General features: G+C 62.1%; 17 protein-coding genes. 12 read left to right on the plus strand and 5 right to left on the minus strand.

Features of this window, described 5'->3' with window-relative positions:
• Positions 1–12: 12 nt before the first annotated feature.
• From ACODSP_RS04565 to ACODSP_RS04580, 4 genes are all read right to left on the minus strand, one after another.
• Positions 13–2,037 carry a methyl-accepting chemotaxis protein gene (locus ACODSP_RS04565; RefSeq protein WP_488964445.1) on the minus strand — a complete coding sequence of 675 codons (2,025 nt, stop codon included), beginning with the start codon at positions 2,035–2,037 and terminating at the stop codon, positions 13–15.
• Between the two features lie 138 nt (positions 2,038–2,175).
• Positions 2,176–4,737 carry a tetratricopeptide repeat protein gene (locus ACODSP_RS04570; RefSeq protein ID WP_488964446.1) on the minus strand — a complete coding sequence of 854 codons (2,562 nt, stop codon included), beginning with the start codon at positions 4,735–4,737 and terminating at the stop codon, positions 2,176–2,178.
• A gap of 82 nt (positions 4,738–4,819) precedes the next feature.
• Positions 4,820–7,456: an FkbM family methyltransferase gene (locus ACODSP_RS04575; protein WP_488964447.1), complete on the minus strand. Its 2,637-nt coding sequence runs from the start codon at positions 7,454–7,456 to the stop codon at positions 4,820–4,822.
• Positions 7,457–7,569: 113 nt separating this feature from the next.
• Positions 7,570–7,974, minus strand: coding sequence for a hypothetical protein (locus tag ACODSP_RS04580; protein ID WP_488964448.1), 405 nt, complete (start codon positions 7,972–7,974; stop codon positions 7,570–7,572).
• Positions 7,975–8,338: 364 nt separating this feature from the next.
• On the opposite strand from ACODSP_RS04580, the gene ACODSP_RS04585 reads away from it, so the two are divergent.
• From ACODSP_RS04585 to ACODSP_RS04605, 5 genes are all read left to right on the plus strand, one after another.
• Complete coding sequence (locus ACODSP_RS04585) at positions 8,339–9,463, plus strand: methyl-accepting chemotaxis protein (RefSeq protein WP_488964449.1); 1,125 nt, start codon at positions 8,339–8,341, stop codon at positions 9,461–9,463.
• Between the two features lie 285 nt (positions 9,464–9,748).
• Positions 9,749–10,108, plus strand: coding sequence for a helix-turn-helix domain-containing protein (locus tag ACODSP_RS04590; RefSeq protein ID WP_488964450.1), 360 nt, complete (start codon positions 9,749–9,751; stop codon positions 10,106–10,108).
• A 28-nt stretch (positions 10,109–10,136) separates the two neighbouring features.
• Entirely contained in the window at positions 10,137–10,508 is a 372-nt protein-coding gene (locus ACODSP_RS04595; protein WP_488964451.1) for a helix-turn-helix domain-containing protein, read from the plus strand.
• Entirely contained in the window at positions 10,505–11,644 is a 1,140-nt protein-coding gene (locus ACODSP_RS04600; protein ID WP_488964452.1) for a hypothetical protein, read from the plus strand. Before ACODSP_RS04595 ends, ACODSP_RS04600 begins: the two co-directional genes overlap by 4 nt.
• Before the next feature lie 5 nt (positions 11,645–11,649).
• Positions 11,650–13,011: a CAP domain-containing protein gene (locus ACODSP_RS04605; protein ID WP_488964453.1), complete on the plus strand. Its 1,362-nt coding sequence runs from the start codon at positions 11,650–11,652 to the stop codon at positions 13,009–13,011.
• 153 nt (positions 13,012–13,164) lie between these two features.
• Here the strand turns inward: ACODSP_RS04605 and ACODSP_RS04610 are convergent, their stop codons facing one another.
• Positions 13,165–14,304 carry a GGDEF domain-containing protein gene (locus tag ACODSP_RS04610; protein WP_488964454.1) on the minus strand — a complete coding sequence of 380 codons (1,140 nt, stop codon included), beginning with the start codon at positions 14,302–14,304 and terminating at the stop codon, positions 13,165–13,167.
• A gap of 127 nt (positions 14,305–14,431) precedes the next feature.
• On the opposite strand from ACODSP_RS04610, the gene ACODSP_RS04615 reads away from it, so the two are divergent.
• The 7 genes from ACODSP_RS04615 (at position 14,432) to ACODSP_RS04645 (ending at position 20,117) form a co-directional block, all read left to right on the plus strand.
• The gene (locus tag ACODSP_RS04615; protein WP_488964455.1) at positions 14,432–15,505 is read left to right on the plus strand and encodes a HupE/UreJ family protein; all 1,074 of its coding nucleotides are present in this window, start codon (positions 14,432–14,434) and stop codon (positions 15,503–15,505) included.
• Between the two features lie 230 nt (positions 15,506–15,735).
• On the plus strand, positions 15,736–15,888 hold the full coding sequence (napE, locus tag ACODSP_RS04620) for a periplasmic nitrate reductase, NapE protein (protein WP_054170342.1): 153 nt from the start codon (positions 15,736–15,738) through the stop codon (positions 15,886–15,888).
• 12 nt (positions 15,889–15,900) lie between these two features.
• Positions 15,901–16,185 (plus strand): 4Fe-4S dicluster domain-containing protein, encoded by a 285-nt coding sequence (locus ACODSP_RS04625; RefSeq protein WP_488964456.1) that lies wholly within the window; start codon positions 15,901–15,903, stop codon positions 16,183–16,185.
• Positions 16,175–16,444 (plus strand): chaperone NapD, encoded by a 270-nt coding sequence (locus tag ACODSP_RS04630; RefSeq protein WP_488964457.1) that lies wholly within the window; start codon positions 16,175–16,177, stop codon positions 16,442–16,444. Before ACODSP_RS04625 ends, ACODSP_RS04630 begins: the two co-directional genes overlap by 11 nt.
• On the plus strand, positions 16,441–18,942 hold the full coding sequence (gene napA, locus ACODSP_RS04635) for a nitrate reductase catalytic subunit NapA (RefSeq protein WP_488964458.1): 2,502 nt from the start codon (positions 16,441–16,443) through the stop codon (positions 18,940–18,942). Before ACODSP_RS04630 ends, napA begins: the two co-directional genes overlap by 4 nt.
• Before the next feature lie 3 nt (positions 18,943–18,945).
• A complete protein-coding gene (locus tag ACODSP_RS04640) occupies positions 18,946–19,479 on the plus strand; it encodes a nitrate reductase cytochrome c-type subunit (protein ID WP_488964459.1) in 534 nt (177 codons plus the stop codon).
• Positions 19,479–20,117: a NapC/NirT family cytochrome c gene (locus ACODSP_RS04645; protein WP_488964460.1), complete on the plus strand. Its 639-nt coding sequence runs from the start codon at positions 19,479–19,481 to the stop codon at positions 20,115–20,117. The genes ACODSP_RS04640 and ACODSP_RS04645 overlap by 1 nt, the downstream gene beginning before the upstream one ends.

A 20,117-nucleotide genomic window follows, 5' to 3' on the forward strand; every position in this document is an offset into this window, starting at 1 on the left:
CAGGATTGGAACTTACGCCGCCTGCAGGCGCAGACCGTCCAGGCGGCTGGCAAGCGCCTGCTGACCAGCATCGTCATGGTCAAACCGGACGGAGCAGCTGCCCAGTTCGCTGGCCACGATGGTGAAGCTGATGGGGGTCGGCAGCTGGCGCCAAGTCAGTTGCCCCTTCTGCCCCACAATGACGCCATCCAGGGACAGTAGGGCACCACCGCTGGATATATTGTCCAGGCTGGCCTCCAGGGACCGGCCCCCGATCTGCACGCTGACCGTCTGGCCCACCTGATACCGGCGGCTCCCGCGGCGGTCGACATCGGAAATGGCGGTGCGGACAACACGGACCAGGGTCTGGCGCAGGGCGTTCACGCCATCGGTGACATGGGTCGATACCTCGCGCAGCAGCAGGGCCTTCTCGCCCGTGCCCTGCGCTTCGTCCGACACCAAGGCGATGCGGCGGGACACCTCGCGGTTGGCGTTGGCCGTCTCCGACACGTTGCGGGCAATCTCCTTGGTCGCCGCCGACTGTTCCTCCATCGCGGCGGCGATGGTGGAGGAGATATGGTCCATGTCGTTGATGGCCCCGCTGATGGAGGCCACGGCCTCCACGGCGGCGGCGGTGGCTGACTGGATCTCGCTGATCTTGCGGGTAATGTCCTCGGTCGACCGGCTGGTCTGGGTCGCCAGGTTCTTCACCTCCGACGCCACGACCGCGAAGCCCTTGCCGGCCTCACCGGCGCGTGCCGCCTCAATGGTGGCATTCAGGGCCAGCAGGTTGGTCTGGCCGGCAATGTCACCGATCAGGTTGGCGACCTCTCCGATCTGGCCCACCACCTCGCGCAGGCTTTCGATGGTTTCGCGGGTACGCTCGCCCCCTTCCACGGCCTTGCGGCTGACGGTCATGGCGTGGGCGACCTGGGCGCTGATCTCCTGGATGGAGGCGGTCAGTTCTTCGGTGGCGCTGGCCACGGCCTCGGCATTGGCCAGCGCCTGCTCGGCCGCGGCGGCCACATTCTGGGCATTGTCGCTGACCTGGGCCGCCGACTGCTCCATGCCGGCGGCGGTCTTGTCCATGATGGCGGCCTCAGCAGCGACATTATCCACCGACACGCGGCTTTCGCTTTCCACCGTTTCGGCCATGCCCGTCAGGGCAGCCACGCGTTCCTCCCGCGCCTTGGCCTCGGCCTCCACCTGGGCCTCACGCAGGCGGACATTGTCCGCGGTCCGTTCGTGCAGAATGGCCAGTGCGCGGGACATGTCCGCGATCTCGTCCTTACGCTCACCCGCCGGGGGCACTTTCACCGACAGATTGCCGTCGCCGATGGCGGCCAGCACATCGGTCAGTGTGATCAAGGGCCGCACGACATGACGGTTCAGGACGAACATCACCAGCGCCGACACCGCCACGCCGACCACCAGCAGGACCAGCGACAGATCGGCCAAATCATCGGCGATATCGACGGCGCTGCCCAATTCACGGTGCATGCTGTCGGTGGCCTGTCCGGCAATGACATCCACTTCCCTCACCACCGCTTCCAGGGCGTCGGTCAGGGCCTCGGTCTTGGAATCCAGCTCACCCATCAGCTTGTTGCCCTGGGCGGGACCGTCCTTCACATAGGCGTGGGCCATCTTCAGGCCCAAATCATAGAACGGGTCCAGCGCGGCACCGACCTTGTCCAATTCGGCGAGCAGTTTAGCTTGCCCCATGGCCTTGGCCAGTTCGCGGGACTTGCGAAGGTTCTCACGGGCCCCGTCGCGGGCCTTCTCGGCTTCCGCAAACCCGTCATCCAAACCGTCCAGACCGCGCGTGGCCGAGACATCGGTCAACCATTGCTGGACCTGCACCAGATTGATCGACAGCAGGCGCGCCGAAGAGACGAGGTCCAGCGACTGCACCGCCGCCATGTCGGCAGCCCGGTTCGCCTCTGCAATCTGCTTCTGCTGCCGCCCGGCACCCAGCAGCATCAGTACCGTCGCCGCAGCCAGCAGCAGCAATACCAGCAGGTTGGAAAACATGATCTTCTGGCTGATGCCGATGCGCATGATGCGATATCCCGACTGTCCCGATGGAACATTCATCACAGGGATAAATGTTCCACATACAGGGGTATTAGTAGCATCCGCGACGCCACTACCGCATCTATCCGGTCGAATAGGCGTTCGGCCTTGCGCTTGTCCCCGTCACAGCAAACGCGGCAGCATATGCACCACGGCCTGCCGTCCGGCGGGTACACAGATCAGGTTGCAAACACTGACATCGGGGAAGGGATCGGTGCTGTTCCCCTTAAAGTTGGGTACCACGTGCAACGGCACAGTATGCCGCCATACGCGGTAATTCATTTCCCGCAGCAGATTGAGCGTGGCCTGATCGGGCTTACCGGCATTGCAGCGTAGATACAGACACGGGCGATGCCGCAGAATGCTGCTCCTTGCCCCTGTCAACACAGGCAGGACCAGTGCATCGACACTCACCTTGATCAGATGCAGGGTTTCCAGCCCCTGCGCATCAATGCCGGTGCCATCCCCCTGCTGCGGCGTCAGGCTACCGTGATGAACATGGGCCATGTTCCACTGCATCAGTTCCCGCAGATGCATCTCCGGCTCGAACGCGTAGACCTTGAATTGTTTTGACAGGGCCAAGGCATGCAGGCCGATACCGGCCCCGACCTCCACCACGGTCTCGCCAGGTTTCAGGGTGCGGGCGCAGGCTTCCACCTCACCCTCCAGCCATTCGCCATTGGCTTCCAGGCAACGACCCAGAATCCTGTCGAACGATGGGTAGCGCAGGACGCCCAGGCGCGTTGCGGCTTCCGGAGCATCCTGATTGCCGATGGTCACCACCTGCTGCGACAGGACCGGTGGGCGTTGTGCCGGTAACGGCGGGGTCGGCACGGGCGGGAAAGGCAAAGGCGGCGGACGCGGCGGTGGGGAAGCAGGGCTCAACCGGGACGCATCGCCATCCTTCAGCAAGGCCACTTCGGTGGCCAGACGCTGGAAAACACCGGCCCAGTCACCAGCCGTGGACTGCCGGAACAGCCGCATGGTTCGCGGATACCAGGGACTGTCTTCCCGGTCGCGCATCCACCGCCAATCGGGCGCAAACTTCAACGGAACCCAGACGGGACAGCCAAGCGCACCGGCCAGATGGGCCACCGACGTGTCGGACGAAATGATAAGGTCCAGATGCTGCATGACCGCAGCCGTGTCCATGAACGCGTCCGGGCCTTCATCGAAATCAGGACCCAGTGTTTGAACCTTCATCCCATCGGGCAACCGATCAAGCTGATCCAGGCCAAAGCCCTTCTGCAGGCTGATCAGCGTGACACCCGGCACGCGGGCGACCGGAGCCAGATGTTCCAGGCCAAAGGAACGGCCACGATCAACACCGGTTCCTGGCTTGCCCTGCCATACGACACCGATACGAAAACCACCCTTGGGCAAGCGATCCCGCCAGGCATCAATCCGATCCCGGTCCGTCTTTAGATAGGGGATGGGTGCCGGCACACGATCCACAGTCACGCCCAGCACGCGCGCCAAGCTCATGATCGGGACATGCACATCGAAGGGCGGCAACGGTTCACCGAAGGTCGCCAGGGTCACTCCGGTCACGGCCAGACGATAAAGGGCCAGAAGATTGGATGGCACCTCCAGAATGACATGGGCGGCCCTTGCCACCACCTGCTGCACAAAGCGGACAAACTGGATACTGTCACCCAACCCCTGCTCATGATGGATCAGGATGGTTTTGCCGCTGATATTCTCGCCCTGCCATTCCGGAGGACCAAAATCACGCAGGGGAACGGGCAGGTTGGGCCGCAGCCAGCGCCATTCGAAATGCTGCCAGCCTTCTTCCCACTGCCCCAGGGACATGAACAGCCCTGCTGCCGTCGTGTGCATTAACTGGTCGCGGGGATGCACCTCCAGCATGCGGCGGGTGTGATGCACCGCCGTGACCATATCCCCGGCTTCCATGGCAAGGCTGGTCAGGTTGTTCAACGCATCGCGATAGGTGGGAGCCTGCGCGATCACCGCCTCGAAACAGCGGCGGGCACCATCCAGATCACCGGTATGGATGAACAACGCATTGCCAAGGTTGACCAACGCCTCCGGCATGCCGGGACGCAGGCTCAGCGCGATATGGTAATACCCGATAGCTTCGTCGGCTTTGCCCAGGCGGACAAGATTGTTGGCAAGATTGACATACACTTCCGGAAGATCGGCGCGGACCTTAAGGGCCTCGCGGTAGCGCTGTACCGCTTCTTCCACCAGCCCCCCATCGACCAGAAGATTGGCGAGATTGAACAGGCATTCCGCAGAATTGGGTTCCAGTGCGAGGGCACGCTCATAACTGTTCCGGGCACCGGCAAGGTCGCGTGATGCATGCAGCGCCTGGGCCAGAATTGCATGTGCCCCGGCAGCATCGGGCCGCAGCGCGGCTGCCCTAAGGCTGGACTGCACAGCATCGGCGGCGCGGCCCAATGCCAATAGCGAGTTGGAGAGATTGATCAGCGCGTCATAATCCTGAGGAACCAACGTCACCCAATGGCCGATCGCCTCCGCCGCCTCGGCATGCTGCCCCAGCTGCTGAAAAGCGATGCCAAGCGGATGCAGCACGTCGGCAAAGGTCGGATGGGCTTTCAGCAAGGCCTGATACCGACGGATAGCTTCCTCCAGCTTGCCGGCCAGATGCACGGCCTTCGTCGCGTTCAGTTCCGCCAGGGCTTGCTGCTGAATATCAACCATTCTCCACGGCTCCCCTGTACCGTCTGCCTTGATTACCGACGCGTATTTCCGGTTGACCGGACGCAGTTCTAGAAAAGCACTGTCATCTAGGGCGGTTCGCCGAGAGCAACCCGATCACCACGGGCTTCTTCTCCGCAGGTAAGGCCAGCAGGTTCTTGGGGGCGGTATCCGCGCTTTCATGATGCCACCACAGGCGATAGCCCAGCTCCGTCAACCGGTCGATGAGGGCACGGGCGTGTTCCGGCACATTGACTTTGATGTAGAGGGTCGGGCGGCATCGCATGATCGTATTCTGCGCACCCCGGACCACATTCATCCCCGTCCCCTCCACATCCACCTTCAGCAGGTGCAGGGATGGCAGATCAAGGCTGTCGATGGTGATCAGGGGAACGGGATCACCGCCCGCACCAGACAGGGAGATGGAATCGGTACTGGCAGGGCGGACAAGGATATGTCCCTTGACGTCGCCGACAGCGGCCTGCCGGACATGCACCTGATCAAGCCGATTCTCCTGCACATTCCAGCACAGCAAGTCATATTTAGCGTGCTGCGGTTCGAAGGAATGCACCCGGCCCAGCGGCCCAACTGCGCGCGCCAGGGCCAAGGTGAAGGATCCGGCACCAGCCCCTGCCTCCACAACCACATCGCCTTCGGCCAGCAGATCGGCACATAGCGCCGTTTGCAGGGCAAGCCCCTCACCGGTCGGCGCCGCTTCGGCCAGATGCCGGATGCGACCGAGCGGCGTGAGGATTTCCGCAACCCCACGGCCCGCTTGCTGGGCTGTGGCAGCAGTAGCGGGGGGACCGATCCCGGCCACAGGCACAGCGGCGTCCCGCAATTTGACGGGCGGCATGGGGGTCGGCAATGGCGGGGCCGCGACCGGCGGGAAGGGTGCGGCTGGTGAACGTGGCGGCGGGGCCGGCGGTATCAGCTTCGAGCGGTCGCCATCCTTCAGCGCTGCGACATCGGCGGCCAGACGCTGGAACACTGCGGCCCAGTCGCCGGGTTCTGCCTGCCGGAACAGACGCATGTTGGTGGGATACCAGGGACTGTCCCCGCGATCGACCATCCAGCGCCAGTCGGGCGAGAATTTCAGCGGCACCCATACCGGACAGCCCAAGGCACCGGCCAAGTGCGCCACCGATGTATCGGAGGAGATGATCAGATCCATATGCTGCATGACGGCAGCAGTATCCAGAAACGCACCCGGCCCTTCGTCGAAATCGGGCCCCAGGGTTTCGACCTTCATGCCCTCGGGCAGACGCTCCAGCTGATCGAGACCATAGCCCTTCTGAAGGCTGACCAGCGTCACGCCCGGTACACGGGCGATGGGCGCCAGTTGATCCAGAGTATAGGAACGGCCCTTGTCGACACCGGTTCCGGGCTTGCCCTGCCAGACGATGCCGATACGGAAGCCATCCCGAGGCACACGGTCGCGCCACATCTCCACCCGCGCGGGATCGGCATGGAGATAGGGAACCGTTGCAGGCACGCTATCCACCGTCACGCCCAGCACATAAGGCAGGCTCATGACCGCGATCTGCACATCGAAGGGCGGCAGCGGCTCGTCATAGACGGCCAGGGTCACACCCGGAATGCATTGGTAAAGGGCGAGCAGGTTGCGCGGCACCTCCAGAATGACGTGGGCCGCACGCTTAACCATCTCCAGCGCAAAGCGAACGAACTGGATGCTGTCGCCCAGCCCCTGTTCATGATGGATCAGGATGGTCTTGTCGCGGATATCCTCACCCCGCCATTCGGGCTTTCCGAAATCGCGCAGGGGGACGGGCAGGTTCTCGCGCAACCATCGCCATTCGAAATGCTGCCACCCTTCCTCCCACTGTCCCATCAGCATGAACAAGGCTGCCGCCGTACCATGGCTGGAAGAGGCATCGGGCGGCACGGCCAGCCGGCGGCGCATATAAGTCTGCGCCTCCTCCAGCCGGTTCATGTTCATCAGCAGGTTGGCAATGTTGTTCAGCGTGTCGGGATGATCGGGCAACTGCGACAGCACCTGCATGAAGCTCCGGCATGTCTGTTCCGGATCGGCGCCATCCTCATATTCCATGGTGGAGAGGTTCAGCATCGCCTCGGGCGTGCCGGGGCGCAGACGAAGCGCCTCCCGATACAGGGCCGCAGCCTCTTCCCGCTGGTTGAGCCCTTGCAGGTTGCTGGCCAGATTGATCATCGGCTCCACCATCGTGGGGCGATGGCGCAAGGCATCACGATAGGCCTGCATCCCCTCATCCCGGCGGCCCGTGGCGCACAGGATATTACCCAGCATAAACAAGGCTTCGGGAGAATCGGGCACCAGGGACAAGGTGGCCCGGACACTTCTTTCAGCGGCGGCCATATCGCCGCTCAACTGATCGGCCATGGCTTTCATCAGGTGCGTGTCGGGTGCAGAGGGCCGCAGCGCCAAGGCCTGGCGGTAGATGGCCCCGGCCTCTGCACCACGCCCCAGGTTCAGCAGCGAGTTGCCCAGGTTGACAAGTGCCTCGTAATCCTTGGGCGCAACCTTTAACCAGCGGGAAATATGCTCCACAGCCTCGGCATGACGCCCCTGCTGCTGCAGCGCGATGCCCAAGGGATGCAGGACCTCGGTCAGACCGGGATTTCCTTGCAGCAGTTCCCGGTAGCCCCGCTCCGCCTCCACGACCTTACCGGCCAGGTGCTTCTCCTTGGCGGACCGCAGCTTCGCCGCCACGTTCTGCGACATGCCCTTGCTGTGCACCTTATTCCCCCGGTGGCGGCACTCCTTTGGCAGTAGTACCTTTACGGACATACCGGAAGCAACGCTTTCTCAATGATGGAGCTAGGGGCAGACCGGCATCAGCGCAGAGCGTTGCTGATCAGGTAGGTTGCGAAGTCGGCAACCTTCAACTTGATGGCCGCCCGCTCACTCTCGCCTTCCATGGCACGCGCCAGAACGATGTGACGCTGCACATCGGCATCCACCACTTTGAACAGCGTCTCCTCACCCTTGATACGGGGGTAATAGGTGGGGTCCACGCGCTTCTGACGCTTGGATAGGCGCTCACGCACCTCCTCCTCCGTCACCTCGACATCGTCCTGCTTCTTGACCAGGGTCCAGTCCTTCTCGCCCGCGATACCTTCTGCCAGCACCGCAGCCGGATCACCATCGCAGATGCCCACCTTGAACAGGTTCTTGCCCAGCCCGACATCGGAGCCCCACTGGCTGAGATTGGCACTGCGGGCGACAAAGATGGTGGCCATTGATCGGGAATCCCTGCTCAAAAATCGCAAAATGGTTCCCAGGAAGTAACCCAAGCCGCAGCCCCTGGAAAGAGGGTGTGGGTCGCGCGAGGCGAATTTGTCTGATTATTGAGCGATTGCGATCAAACATTAAGCAATTACGCTTTAACGGAATATAAACAACAACTCGACGATACCCTTAAGTGATCAACAAGAAGACGGAATTGCCTATATTTTGGCCAATATTTATTGTGGATAAATTTTATTCAATTGCTACAGTATCTGCCCAGACGGCGCAAAGCCGCGTCGCCCTGCACGGATGCAAGGTGCTAGGAAGCAAACCTCCATCAAGTGTTCTCAAATCCAATAAAGAACCGTGGGACACATGCCGAAAGACTTAACGGCGGATTTTTCCGCATCCGGGGTACGCTCTGACCAGGAAGCCTCGCCTGAAACCATCATTGAGTTGGCGCGTGAAGTGGCCGAAGTGTCCGCCATGCGGACCAGCGCCATCGGTGACATCACCCGTCGCACAAAAATACTCGCCCTGAACGCGAAGATCGAGGCGGCCCGCGCCGGCGTACACGGTGCCGGCTTTGGCGTCGTGGCCGCAGAGGTGCAGACCATCTCTTCCCAGATTGATCTGGCTGCCAGCCAGATGCGCGACGAGATCGTGGGCAGCGCCAACCGGCTGCATCAGCTGGGCCAGGGATTGGTTGGATCGATGCGGGGCCAACGCCTCGCCGACCTTGCGCTCAACATGATCGATATCATTGACCGCAACCTCTATGAACGATCATGCGATGTGCGTTGGTGGGCGACCGACAGCGCAGTGGTCGACGCGCTGGAACAGCCGGGGGCGGCAACCGCCAGCCATGCCAGCCAGCGCCTGGGCGTCATCCTTAAATCCTACACCGTTTACCTGGATATCTGGGTGGCGGACGCGCAGGGCCGGGTGATTGCCAGCGGGCGACCGGGCAAGTATCCCGTTGCGGGCCGTTCCGTCGCCAATGAAAAATGGTTCCGCGACGCCATGGGCACGCGCGATGGCACGGAATTCGCCGTTGCCGATGTGGCCCCACATGAAGGCCTGAACCATCAGCCTGTTGCCACCTATGCCACCGCCATCCGGGCGGGCGGGACGGAGAATGGACGTCCAATGGGCGTGCTAGGCATCTTCTTTGATTGGTCCCCGCAGGCTGGTGCCGTGGTCGGCAATGTCCGCCTGACGGAGGAGGAACGGCTGGAAGGCCGGACCAAATGCCTGATCGTGGATAGCAATTTCCGCGTCCTTGCCGCCAGCGATCAGCGTTACCTGCTGATCGGTCGTTACCCGCTGACCACCGGCGGGCGGGACATGGGCTATTACACGGCTGAGGATGGGACGATGGTCGCCTTCGCCCTGACGCCCGGCTATGAAACCTACCGGGGTCTTGGCTGGTATGGCTTGATCCTGCAGCGACCGCCGGAGGTGGAGGCCGCATGGAATGCCCGTCACGGGCACGCCTGATCCGGCTTGACCGCGGCAAGTAATGTGGCGCCCGTCGATATCGACGGGCGCCTTGCCGTTTTCATCCCCTGCCCCGGTCGCTTGATTCGCACCGGAGTCGCACCGCCATGGTGGTGGGAACACCCGATGCCAATGCCTGCCCGTCTTATCCGCGAGGCGGATTCTCTGCATTTCAGCGTATGCGGCACGCGCGGGCGGGCCTTGCGGCGTCTCGGGCGAGAGAAAAGTGGTAATCTGTTATAAAGTCGCTTATGTTCATCCCAGACAGAGTTCATGGAGTGCCGGATGTATTCGCATCCCCAACATGGCGGCGGTGAAGAGGTCAAGGAGCTGCGCCGACAGGCCGGTGCCTGGCTGAAAAGCCGCCGCACGGAAGTCGGGCTGACCCAGCGTGCGCTGGCGGAGGCTGTCGGCCTTGAATATTACACAATGGTATCGATGATTGAGGCGGGGCGCGGTCGCATTCCGCCGGACAGCTATCTCGCCTGGGCTGCGGCCCTGCAGATGCAGCCGGCTGAATTCGTACGGACCCTTATGCAGTTTTATGATCCCATTACCCATTCCATTCTGTTCGGTGAAGCCGGTACAACGGCACCCGGCGACGGGAATGGGGACAAGCAGGCACCGCGTTTCCGCGTCGTTTAAAAGGTTTGAAGGTTAAGGCAGCCGCCACATGGGCGAAATCGTCTCTATCCACATCGCGCAGCTGAAGGCCGCCCGTCATGAAACGGCGGATAGTGCTGCACGTGAACGGATGTCGGCGCTGCGGGAGCGGCGGGCCGCTTGGGGACGTACCATACGGCAGCGGCGCGTGGAGCGTGGGTTCACCACCCGGACCCTGGCGGATGCTGTGGGCATCGCGACACCGACGCTGGTCAGCGCCATCGAGTCCGGTCGTGGCCGTCTTCCCGAAGGCGTGCTGGCCGGCTGGGCCCTGGCGCTGGGCATGGAACCTTCCGATTTTGCGGCCGGCTATCTTGCCGCTTTTGAACCCGATGCATTCGCCGCCCTGCGGCAAAGCCATGAAGAAGGGAGGCCGGCATGAGCGCGTCGGCCGAAATATTCCGGTTCCCCGGACCTGCGGCAAACGGCAATAGCGGTTTCTGGAGCAACCAGGACATCGCCGATGTCTATCGTTGCCTGGATCAGTTCGCCCGCCATGGCCTGACCGTCGAAGCGGCATCCGGCCTGTCGGATGAGGGTGATCCCTGGTTCGCGATCGAGGATATGGCGACCGGCGATGCGCTGGTTCACATTGCCCGCATCGACGGCTTCTTCGTGGTGCATGTTCTGGACGGTGAAACCTGGTCGGGCGATACGCTGCGCCAAGCACTGTCTGGTATAGATTTCTCGTCGCTGGCCGGGCTTGAGGCGCTGGCACATCACGACGCCACCACGGCGGATGGTGACGACGACAAGGATGGCACGCACGCTTTCCTTCGCATCGTCAGCGCGGTCATGGCCGCCCTGACGACGGAAGTGATCGCCAACGCCGTCACGCATGATGCGGTTGCATCGCCCCTGCCACCGTCCGGCGCGCCTGACGCTGGCGACCACGGCGTTGATGCTACCAACTCGGTCCTGGATTTGCCAGCCGTTGATAGCAACCTGCCGACTGCACGGCATACGGATGTCACGGCCACCTCCACCTCTGCACCGGCAGAGACGCCGGCACCGGTGAAGGTGGAGCATAGCGATACGGTTACCGTGTCCAGCAGCGACACGCCGAGTTCGGCCCCGGTTGAGAAGCCGATGCCAACCCTGGCTGTTGCCGACATATCCACCGCATCGGACGTGGTGGATACCGGCACCAAACAGGCGATCGCCGTTCCTACCGGACAGAGCCAGGGGGTGGCTTTGTCCTTCACGGTCGGCGGCGATCACATCCAGGTGAGTTTTGATAGCAAGGTGACCTTCGTCGGCACGGATAAGAAAACGGACACGTTCCTGATCGTGCTTGATGGGCACGGCAAGGATTTGACCGCAAAAGTGGAGAACTTCGATAAGGGGCAGGATAGTTTGGTGATCGAAAAATCTGGGGATGGCGGCACGTCCAGTGCCATTGTCACGGATTTGGGGGCTTTGGTTGCCAATAGCGGATCACACCTGACCGTGATCGGGCAGGCGACGGTGGAAATCCACCTGACGTCGACGCCTGATCCGCTGGTCGCTGGAGGCTGAAGATCATGAGTTTCACAGCAGCAACCACGCTGGCCGCCGGCAGCAACAGCCTGTCGATGACCGAACTGGCCCTTTATCACGCCATCAATGCCCTTCGTGCCGAAAAGGGACTGGCACCTTTGAAGCCCAGCATGGACCTGTCTGTCCTTGCCGGACAGCACGCGGTCGATTTCGACAGCAAGGTCGGCTACACGGGTTGGTCGCAGATTGCCGTGGCCAACCGCACGGTACCGACCCTGCATCACTGGAGTGATGGGCAGGGGTTCGTCGCCGGTGTGCTGGCTGTGGCCGATGGACTTAAGCTGTCCTTGCCGCAGAGCATTGCCGAGAATGCGGACGGGGTTGTCGCCGGAACGGTGCGCAGCAATCTGCTGGCGGAGTGGATGTCCAATCCCGGCACGGCCAGCAATATTCTGTCGGCCAGTTGGGACAGTATCGGCATCGGTTTCTCCGGTGACATGGCCTATGTCACGTTCGGCAAATATGCTGACACGGTGGGCAGCATCAAGGTTGCGCCGATTGTCGGGACCAACGGCGGTGACGCGATACAGTCCACACCCTGGGCGGACAGCATCACCGCAGCAGGTGGTAATGATGTCATCACCGGGCTGACCAACGGCGACCGTGTTGATGGTGGCGCCGGTTTGGACCGCGTAGTCCTGTCCGGCAATGCCGCGTCCTACACCATTGCCGCCGTGACAGAAGGGAATGCCACCTGGGCGGTGATCACCGGCGCCGACGGACAGATCAGCATTCATAATGTTGAGTATGTGCAGTTTGCGGACCGTGTCATCGACAGCAGCAACTGGGGCGAGAACCTGACCCAGGTTCGCTTCGATGATGCCTATTACGGCCTGCGCAATGTCGATGTCGCGGCTGCCGTGACCGGTGGCGCCATCTCCTCGCTTGAAGACCACTTCTGGGCTTTTGGTGCCAAGGAAGATCGCGATCCTGCCGCCTTCTTCGACACCGACTATTATCTGGCTCACAACCCTGATATTGCGTCAGCCGTCTCTACGGGCGCGATCCGCAGCGCGTTTGAGCATTATATCCTGTATGGGCAGTTTGAAGGGCGTAATCCCAACGCCTATTTCAACACGGCGGATTATCTGGAGCTCAATCCCGATGTCGCCGTCGCCATCAAGGACGGGCAGATCGGTTCGGCAATCGATCACTACCTGTCCTACGGCCGCTTCGAAGGCCGGTTGGCGACCGAGCAGTTCAATGAAGCCTACTATCTGGCCAAGAACCCGGATGTTGCGGCAGCCGTGGCGCTCGGACAGTTTGACAGCGGCCTCAGCCATTATCGTCTGCTGGGTCAGATCGAGGGACGCATTCCCTTCGACGCCGACTCTATCCTGGGCTAGAGCGTGTTTCCGTTGACCGGAATCACGCTCTAGCTTTTCGTTTCCTCAAGCGCCGGCGCTGCATCCGCAGCTCGGGCTTCCGCGGCACGTGCCACGCGGCGGCGGTTGCCGCCGGAGCTGTTTCCGGTCAACCGAAAACAGCTCTAAGGGTGATCAGGCGGCACCCGCCGCCTTCACTTTGAACATGGCCCGCTCCGCAGCTTCCAGCAGAGCGGCGATGGAGCGTCCATCCTCCGGATAAAGCGCAGTGCCCATGCTGAAGCTGGCTGGCTGCAATAGATCGCCGAGAACAAGGGGCGGTATCAGCGATCGGCGCACCCGCTCCATCGCCCGCATCAGGCACGCGCGGTCGTCCGTGGCCGGCAGCAGGATGGCAAACTGGGCACCGGTCAGGCGCCCCGCAAACGCCCCTGCCGCCGCCGCTTCGGTACGCAATCGCTCCGCAAAGAGCCGTAACATCTGATCACCGGCCTCATGTCCCAGGCTTTCATTCATGGGGCGAAGTCCTTCCAGCGACAATAGCAGGACGCCAGCCCCCTGACCCTGGCCATCCCGGTGCAGCAATGCATCGGCACTATCACGCAGAAACGCCACACGGCTGGACAGGCCCGTCAGACTGTCGCGATCAAGCAGCCGACGCTCCCGTTCCCGGCTGCGGAGCAACAGCAGCAGCGGCATCCCCGCCATCCAAACCAGGAGCCAAACGAAACTGGCCGCCAGAAGCCAGGGCGGCATGCGTGTATCCGCCCCGCCCAGATCCACACCACGGGCCAGCAATCCTGTTCCCCGCCATGTATAAAGAAGTCCCAGTCCCATGAAGGCCAGCGCCAAAATGCCGCTGACCGCCCGCTGACCCTTTGCGGCGTTCCAGGCCAAAGCCCCTGCCGTGCCCCAGAGCAGAATGGCCGCCAGCCCGTCATGCAGCACAATCCGGACCCAGGGGCGCCCCGCCGCCGCCAGCATCAGGGCGACGATTGCGAATAGGACCAGGACAAGCGGCAAGCGGCGATGACCAGCATCACCAATGCCGCGAAAGCGGAGAGCCCCCTCCAGAATAAGCAACATGGCCGAAAGGGTAAGGCTGGTATTGGCGACAATGCCCAGGTCGGGCTGGCGCCAGACGACGGCAGGCGGCAGCAGGCATGCCGTCAGACCAAGGATCGCCGCCAGCAACCAGGCGCCAGTCCCTGCTGCCCCCCGTTCCATCCGCCACAGGCCCAGGGTCACCAGCAGCGACAACAAGCCACCGAACCCCAGCATCATCCGCAATGTTGCGATATCCGGCTGCCCCATGCCGACGATCCCCGGATCAGGTCCCACACCCCGTTCAGGGACAATGTTTTGCCCTTGCGGTCAAGGGGTTAAACCGGTCACGGTGTCGCCCCGATGACATTGGAATGCAATGGGCCAGGAACCTGCCATGAGATTGTTTCTGCTAGGACTGCTGGCCCTCTTGCTGGTTATGGTCAGGCCGGCGGCCACGCACGAGATCGGCGACAGTCAGGTTGTGATCGAGCTTTCTGATGGTTCGTGGAGCGCCCGCATCGTTACGGCACCGACAGCCTTCATAAACAGGCTGGAGCAAGCGGAGAAACAGGAACCGGGCCGGGACTTCACCCAAGGCACAGCCGCAGCCAAACTAGCGGAACTCTCACCCGCCTTGCCGCGCCATCTACATATGCGGATCAACGGTGAAGCGGTTTCCGCCACCATGGTCGTCGAACAGCTGCTGATGCCGGCAGATCAGTCGCAGCCATCATTCCTGGTTCTGCGTGCCGAAGGGCCTTTGCCGCCCGGGGCCGGAACGGTGTCCTGGCAGTTCGACCTGTTGGAAGGACAATATGCGCTGCTGCTGGGTGGGCAGGTTCATTGGGTGGAGGGCAGTGCGGCCACAGGCCCCCTGCCCCTGCGGCCCGGACCACCGCCCACATTGATGCAGGTCGTTGGACAATATGTGCATCTGGGCTTCATTCACATCGTGCCGGATGGTCCGGACCATGTGCTGTTCGTTCTGGGACTGGTCCTGCTCACAACAAGGCTGCGACCATTGCTGGTGCAGGTCACGGCCTTCACCCTGGCCCATTGCCTGACACTTGCTCTGGCATTGAACGGCGTGATCGATCTGCCGGCCCGCATGGTTGAACCGCTGATCGCGCTGTCCATCGCCTATGTCGCAGTAGAGAATATCTTTGCCCGCCGGATGACACCCTGGCGCCCCGCGCTGGTCTTCGGGTTCGGGCTGCTGCATGGCCTGGGCTTCGCAGGTGTCCTGACAGAGCTGGGCTTGCCAGCCAAAGATCAAACGGCAGCGCTTATCGCCTTCAATATCGGGATCGAGGCAGGGCAACTGGCCGTAATCGCAATCGCCTATTTCCTGCTTTTGTATTGGTTCAAGGACAGGGCGTGGTTCAGGACACGCATCACGATACCGGCATCGGTCCTGATTGCCATGGTCGGGCTTTACTGGACGGCAGAACGTGTCCTTGTCGGCTGAACTGGACCTGTCACAACCGAAAACAACAATGCATGGAGCCTAATATTCTTGATAAATATCAAGTTCAAATTATACATTTATCAATGCTTTGATTTTTGATCCTATTTCTCAAAATCACTTTTATTGACTCATGAAAACTGACTGCTGATATAATTGATCTCGATCAATGATCATGTATTCCCCTGCGGTGTATTGGTTTCCCTGGCAAACAATCTGGTTGGCAGGACGTTATGCACGCACATACCGAAACAAGACGGACTGAACTCCTGAAGTTCCTGTTCCTCGCCTTTGTGCTGGTCCCCGTCCTGTCGGTGGGGGTCGTGGCCGCCTATGGCTTCGCCGTCTGGATGGTGCAGTTGATCGCCGGCCCACCTGGCCTGTGAGGGGGAGAAACCATGGAAAGCCGTCTCTCCCGCCGTGCCCTGTTCACACGCCAGACACAGGCACAATCTGCCTTGGCCATCATCAGCGCCAGCTGTCTGGCCGAGAATGGCGCCTATTGCCGGACCTGTGCCGATGCCTGCCCGGAAGGGGCCATCCGTTTCCACCTGCTGCCCCGTGGCCGGGCGCGGGCGGATGTCAATGCCGACCGCTGCACCGGTTGCGGCGATTGTCTGCCGCCCTGCCCGGCCAATGCCATCCGGCTTTCCGTTACCGTGGAGGAAACCCATGGCCAGTGAGATCCATATTTCCAGCTTCATCGTCCACGCCGCCCCCAGTGCCATACCCGACCTGACGGCCCGCCTGAAGGCGCTGGATTGCGAGATCGTGCCGGCCCGGGGCGATGCCAGCCGCCTGATCGTGCTGCTCGAACGGGCCAGCGACCGGGCCGTGGCCGACACGCTGGACGCCATCAATGCCTTGCCGGGCGTCTATAGCGCCCTGCCTGTCTATCAGCATGCCGAACCGGCGGCAGCCCTTGCGGAGCCGATGCCATGACCCTGACACGACGCGATTATCTGAAGGCCCAGGCGGCGCTGACCGCCGCTGCCTCTGCTGGTTTGACCCTGGACGCGGCCGCCACACAGTTGCCCGCCGGTCTGGATGCCAAGATGAAATGGTCCAAGGCCCCCTGCCGTTTCTGTGGCACGGGCTGCGGCGTCATGGTCGGCGTGAAGGAGGGGCGCATCGTCGCCACCCATGGCGACCAGAAATCAGAGGTCAATCGCGGCCTGAACTGCGTAAAGGGCTATTTCCTGTCCAAGATCATCTATGGCCAGGACCGGCTGACCACGCCCATGCTGCGCATGAAGGATGGCAAATATGCCAAGGATGGGGACTTCACGCCCGTCACCTGGGACCAGGCCTTTGACATCATGGCGGAGAAGTGGAAGGCGACGCTGAAGGCCAAGGGGCCGGAAGCCATCGGCATGTTCGGGTCCGGGCAATGGACCGTCCATGAGGGCTATGCCGCGTCCAAGCTGATGAAGGCCGGTTTCCGGTCCAACAATATCGACCCCAATGCCCGCCATTGCATGGCATCCGCCGTCGCTGGCTTCATGCGCACCTTCGGCATTGATGAACCGATGGGCTGCTACGACGATATCGAGGCCGCCGACGCCTTTGTCCTGTGGGGCAGCAACATGGCGGAGATGCACCCCATCCTGTGGACCCGCGTCACGGATCGCCGCCTATCCAACCCGGATGTAAAGGTGGCGGTGCTGTCGACGTTCGAGCATCGGTCGTTTGAGCTGGCCGACATCCCCATGGTCTTTACGCCACAGACCGATCTGGCCATCCTGAACTACATCGCCAACCACATCATCAAGACGGGGCGCGTCAACAAGGATTTCGTCAGCAAATACACGACCTTCGTGAAGGGCCGGGACGATATCGGCTATGGGCTGCGGCCCACCCATCCGCTGGAGGTGGCGGCCAAGAACACCGCCAAGGCCAATGAAAGCGACCCCATCAGCTTTGATGAATTCGCCGCCTTCGTCGCGCCCTACACGCTGGAAAAGGTGGCGGCACAGTCGGGCGTGCCCGCCGCCCGGCTGAGGGCACTGGCCGAGCTGTACGCTGATCCAAAGATCAAGGTGGTCAGCTTCTGGACCATGGGTTTCAACCAGCATACGCGCGGTGTCTGGGCCAACAACCTTGCCTACAACATCCACCTGCTCACCGGCAAAATTGCCGAACCCGGCAACAGCCCCTTCTCCCTGACGGGACAGCCAAGCGCCTGCGGCACGGCGCGCGAGGTGGGAACCTTCTCCCACCGGTTGCCCGCCGACATGGTGGTGACCAATCCCGAACACCGCGCCCATGCCGAACATCTGTGGAAGCTGCCGGAAGGCACCATCCCGGCCAAGCCCGGCTTTCACGCGGTGCAACAGGACCGGATGCTGAAGGATGGCAAGCTGAACTGCTATTGGGTGCAGGTGAACAACAATATGCAGGCGGCCCCCAACACCGCCAACGAGACCTGGCCCGGATACCGCAACCCCGACAATTTCATCGTCGTGTCCGACGCCTATCCCACCGTCACCACCCTGGCCGCCGATCTGGTGCTGCCCGCCGCCATGTGGGTGGAGAAGGAGGGGGCCTATGGCAATGCCGAACGCCGGACCCAGGTCTGGCATCAGTTGGTCAATGCACCCGGTGAGGCGAAATCCGACCTGTGGCAGTTGGTGGAATTCTCCAAACGCTTCAAGGTGGAGGAGGTCTGGCCCGAGGAACTGCTGGCCAAGGCCCCGGAATTGCGCGGCAAGACCCTGTACGATATCCTTTACCGCAACGGACAGGTGGACAGGTTCCCCGTGGCCGACTGTGACAAGGAGTATGAGAACCGGGAGGCCAAGGAATTCGGCTTCTACCTGCAAAAGGGCCTGTTTGAGGAATATGCCAGCTTTGGCCGGGGTCATGGCCATGATCTGGCCCCCTATGACACCTATCACGCCGAACGCGGCCTGCGCTGGCCGGTGGTGAATGGCAAAGAAACCCGCTGGCGCTTCCGGGAGGGCAGCGATCCCTATGTCCCTGCGGGTGAGGGCGTGCGCTTTTACGGGCACAAGGATGGCAAGGCCCGCATCTTCGCCCTGCCCTATGAACCGCCCGCCGAAAGCCCGGACACGGAATACCCGTTCTGGCTGTCCACGGGCCGCGTGCTGGAGCACTGGCACAGCGGGTCGATGACGCGGCGCGTGCCGGAACTGCACAAGGCGGTACCCCAGGCGCTCTGCTACATGCACCCGGACGATGCCCAGGCCATGAAGGTCCGGCGCGGGCAGGAGGTTGTGGTGGCCTCGCGCCGGGGACAGGTGCGGGCACGGGTGGAGACGCGGGGACGCAACAAGCCGCCGCGCGGCCTGGTCTTCGTGCCCTGGTTTGACGCCGACGTCCTGATCAACCGTGTCACATTGGACGCTACCGACCCCATCTCCAAACAGACCGATTTCAAGAAATGCGCCGTGCGCATCACCCCGGTCGGGGAGGCCTGAGCTATGAGCAAGCGCCACACACCCATGCTGCTGGCCCTGCTGGCAGCATTGCCCCTGCTGCTGCAACCGCTGGCGCAGCAGGCCTTCGCCACCGATCCGGCGCCCGCTGCCGCCAGTACCCGCGACGTCAAGGCCATGGGCCGTCCCGCCTTCACAGGCGCCGAGGGGCTGCTGGTGCAGGAGGCACCTTCCATGCCCAAGGATGTCAGTGATGATCAGCGACGGCAGCGCAATTATCCCGAACAGCCGCCCGTCATCCCGCATGCCATCGCCGGCTATCAGTTGGACCTGCGCGCCAATAAATGTCTGACCTGCCATGCCCGCGAATTCACGGGCGACAGCCAGGCCCCCATGATCTCCGTCACGCATTTCCAGGACCGCGACGGGCAGGTGCTGGGGGCCGTGTCCACCCGCCGCTATTTCTGCCTGCAATGCCATGTGCCGCAGACAGACGCACAGCCGCGCGTGGTCAATACCTTCCGCGATGTGGACAGCGTCATCCGTGAAAACCGTCCGCCGGTCGGGGAGGGCAATTGATGACCATCATCGACCGGGCGTTCTCTCTTGCCAAGCTGGCCTGGGCCGCCTTCAATCGACCGGCGGCGCATCTGGGCATCGGGTTCCTGACCATTGGCGGTTTTGTGGCTGGTGTTATCTGGTGGGGTGGCTTCAACACGGCACTGGAGATGACCAACAAGGAAGCGTTCTGCATCGGCTGTCACGAGATGAAGGACAATCCCTATGCCGACCTGAAACAGACCATTCATTATTCCAACCGGTCGGGCGTGCGCGCCACCTGTCCCGATTGTCACGTCCCCCATAACTGGACCGACAAGATCGCCCGCAAGATGCAGGCATCCAAGGAGGTCTGGGGCAAGATTTTCGGCACCATCGATACACCGGAAAAGTTCGAGGCCAAGCGCAAGGAACTGGCCAGCCACGAATGGACACGGCTTAAGGCGAACAATTCCCTGGAATGCCGTAACTGCCACAGCGCCGACAGCATGGACATCACCCGTCAGGGCGCGCGCGGGGCCGACGCACACCAGCGCTTCCTGTTCACGGGCCAAGCGACCTGCATCGACTGTCACAAGGGCATTGCCCACCGCCTGCCCGACATGACGGGTGTGCCCATCTGGACCATGCCGGATCGGGCGGCGGTATCCCTGCCCTGA

The sequence above is a fragment of the Niveispirillum sp. FG156 genome (assembly GCF_057809555.1).

Excerpts from the sequence above, each read along its gene's own strand:
- ACODSP_RS04565 (WP_488964445.1), bottom strand. The coding sequence starts at position 2,037 with ATGCGCATCGGCATCAGCCAGAAGATCATGTTTTCCAACCTGCTGGTA.
- ACODSP_RS04570 (WP_488964446.1), bottom strand. The coding sequence starts at position 4,737 with ATGGTTGATATTCAGCAGCAAGCCCTGGCGGAACTGAACGCGACGAAG.
- ACODSP_RS04575 (WP_488964447.1), bottom strand. The coding sequence starts at position 7,456 with ATGTCGCAGAACGTGGCGGCGAAGCTGCGGTCCGCCAAGGAGAAGCAC.
- ACODSP_RS04580 (WP_488964448.1), bottom strand. The coding sequence starts at position 7,974 with ATGGCCACCATCTTTGTCGCCCGCAGTGCCAATCTCAGCCAGTGGGGC.
- ACODSP_RS04585 (WP_488964449.1), top strand. The coding sequence starts at position 8,339 with ATGCCGAAAGACTTAACGGCGGATTTTTCCGCATCCGGGGTACGCTCT.
- ACODSP_RS04590 (WP_488964450.1), top strand. The coding sequence starts at position 9,749 with ATGTATTCGCATCCCCAACATGGCGGCGGTGAAGAGGTCAAGGAGCTG.
- ACODSP_RS04595 (WP_488964451.1), top strand. The coding sequence starts at position 10,137 with ATGGGCGAAATCGTCTCTATCCACATCGCGCAGCTGAAGGCCGCCCGT.
- ACODSP_RS04600 (WP_488964452.1), top strand. The coding sequence starts at position 10,505 with ATGAGCGCGTCGGCCGAAATATTCCGGTTCCCCGGACCTGCGGCAAAC.
- ACODSP_RS04605 (WP_488964453.1), top strand. The coding sequence starts at position 11,650 with ATGAGTTTCACAGCAGCAACCACGCTGGCCGCCGGCAGCAACAGCCTG.
- ACODSP_RS04610 (WP_488964454.1), bottom strand. The coding sequence starts at position 14,304 with ATGGGGCAGCCGGATATCGCAACATTGCGGATGATGCTGGGGTTCGGT.
- ACODSP_RS04615 (WP_488964455.1), top strand. The coding sequence starts at position 14,432 with ATGAGATTGTTTCTGCTAGGACTGCTGGCCCTCTTGCTGGTTATGGTC.
- napE (WP_054170342.1), top strand. The coding sequence starts at position 15,736 with ATGCACGCACATACCGAAACAAGACGGACTGAACTCCTGAAGTTCCTG.
- ACODSP_RS04625 (WP_488964456.1), top strand. The coding sequence starts at position 15,901 with ATGGAAAGCCGTCTCTCCCGCCGTGCCCTGTTCACACGCCAGACACAG.
- ACODSP_RS04630 (WP_488964457.1), top strand. The coding sequence starts at position 16,175 with ATGGCCAGTGAGATCCATATTTCCAGCTTCATCGTCCACGCCGCCCCC.
- napA (WP_488964458.1), top strand. The coding sequence starts at position 16,441 with ATGACCCTGACACGACGCGATTATCTGAAGGCCCAGGCGGCGCTGACC.
- ACODSP_RS04640 (WP_488964459.1), top strand. The coding sequence starts at position 18,946 with ATGAGCAAGCGCCACACACCCATGCTGCTGGCCCTGCTGGCAGCATTG.
- ACODSP_RS04645 (WP_488964460.1), top strand. The coding sequence starts at position 19,479 with ATGACCATCATCGACCGGGCGTTCTCTCTTGCCAAGCTGGCCTGGGCC.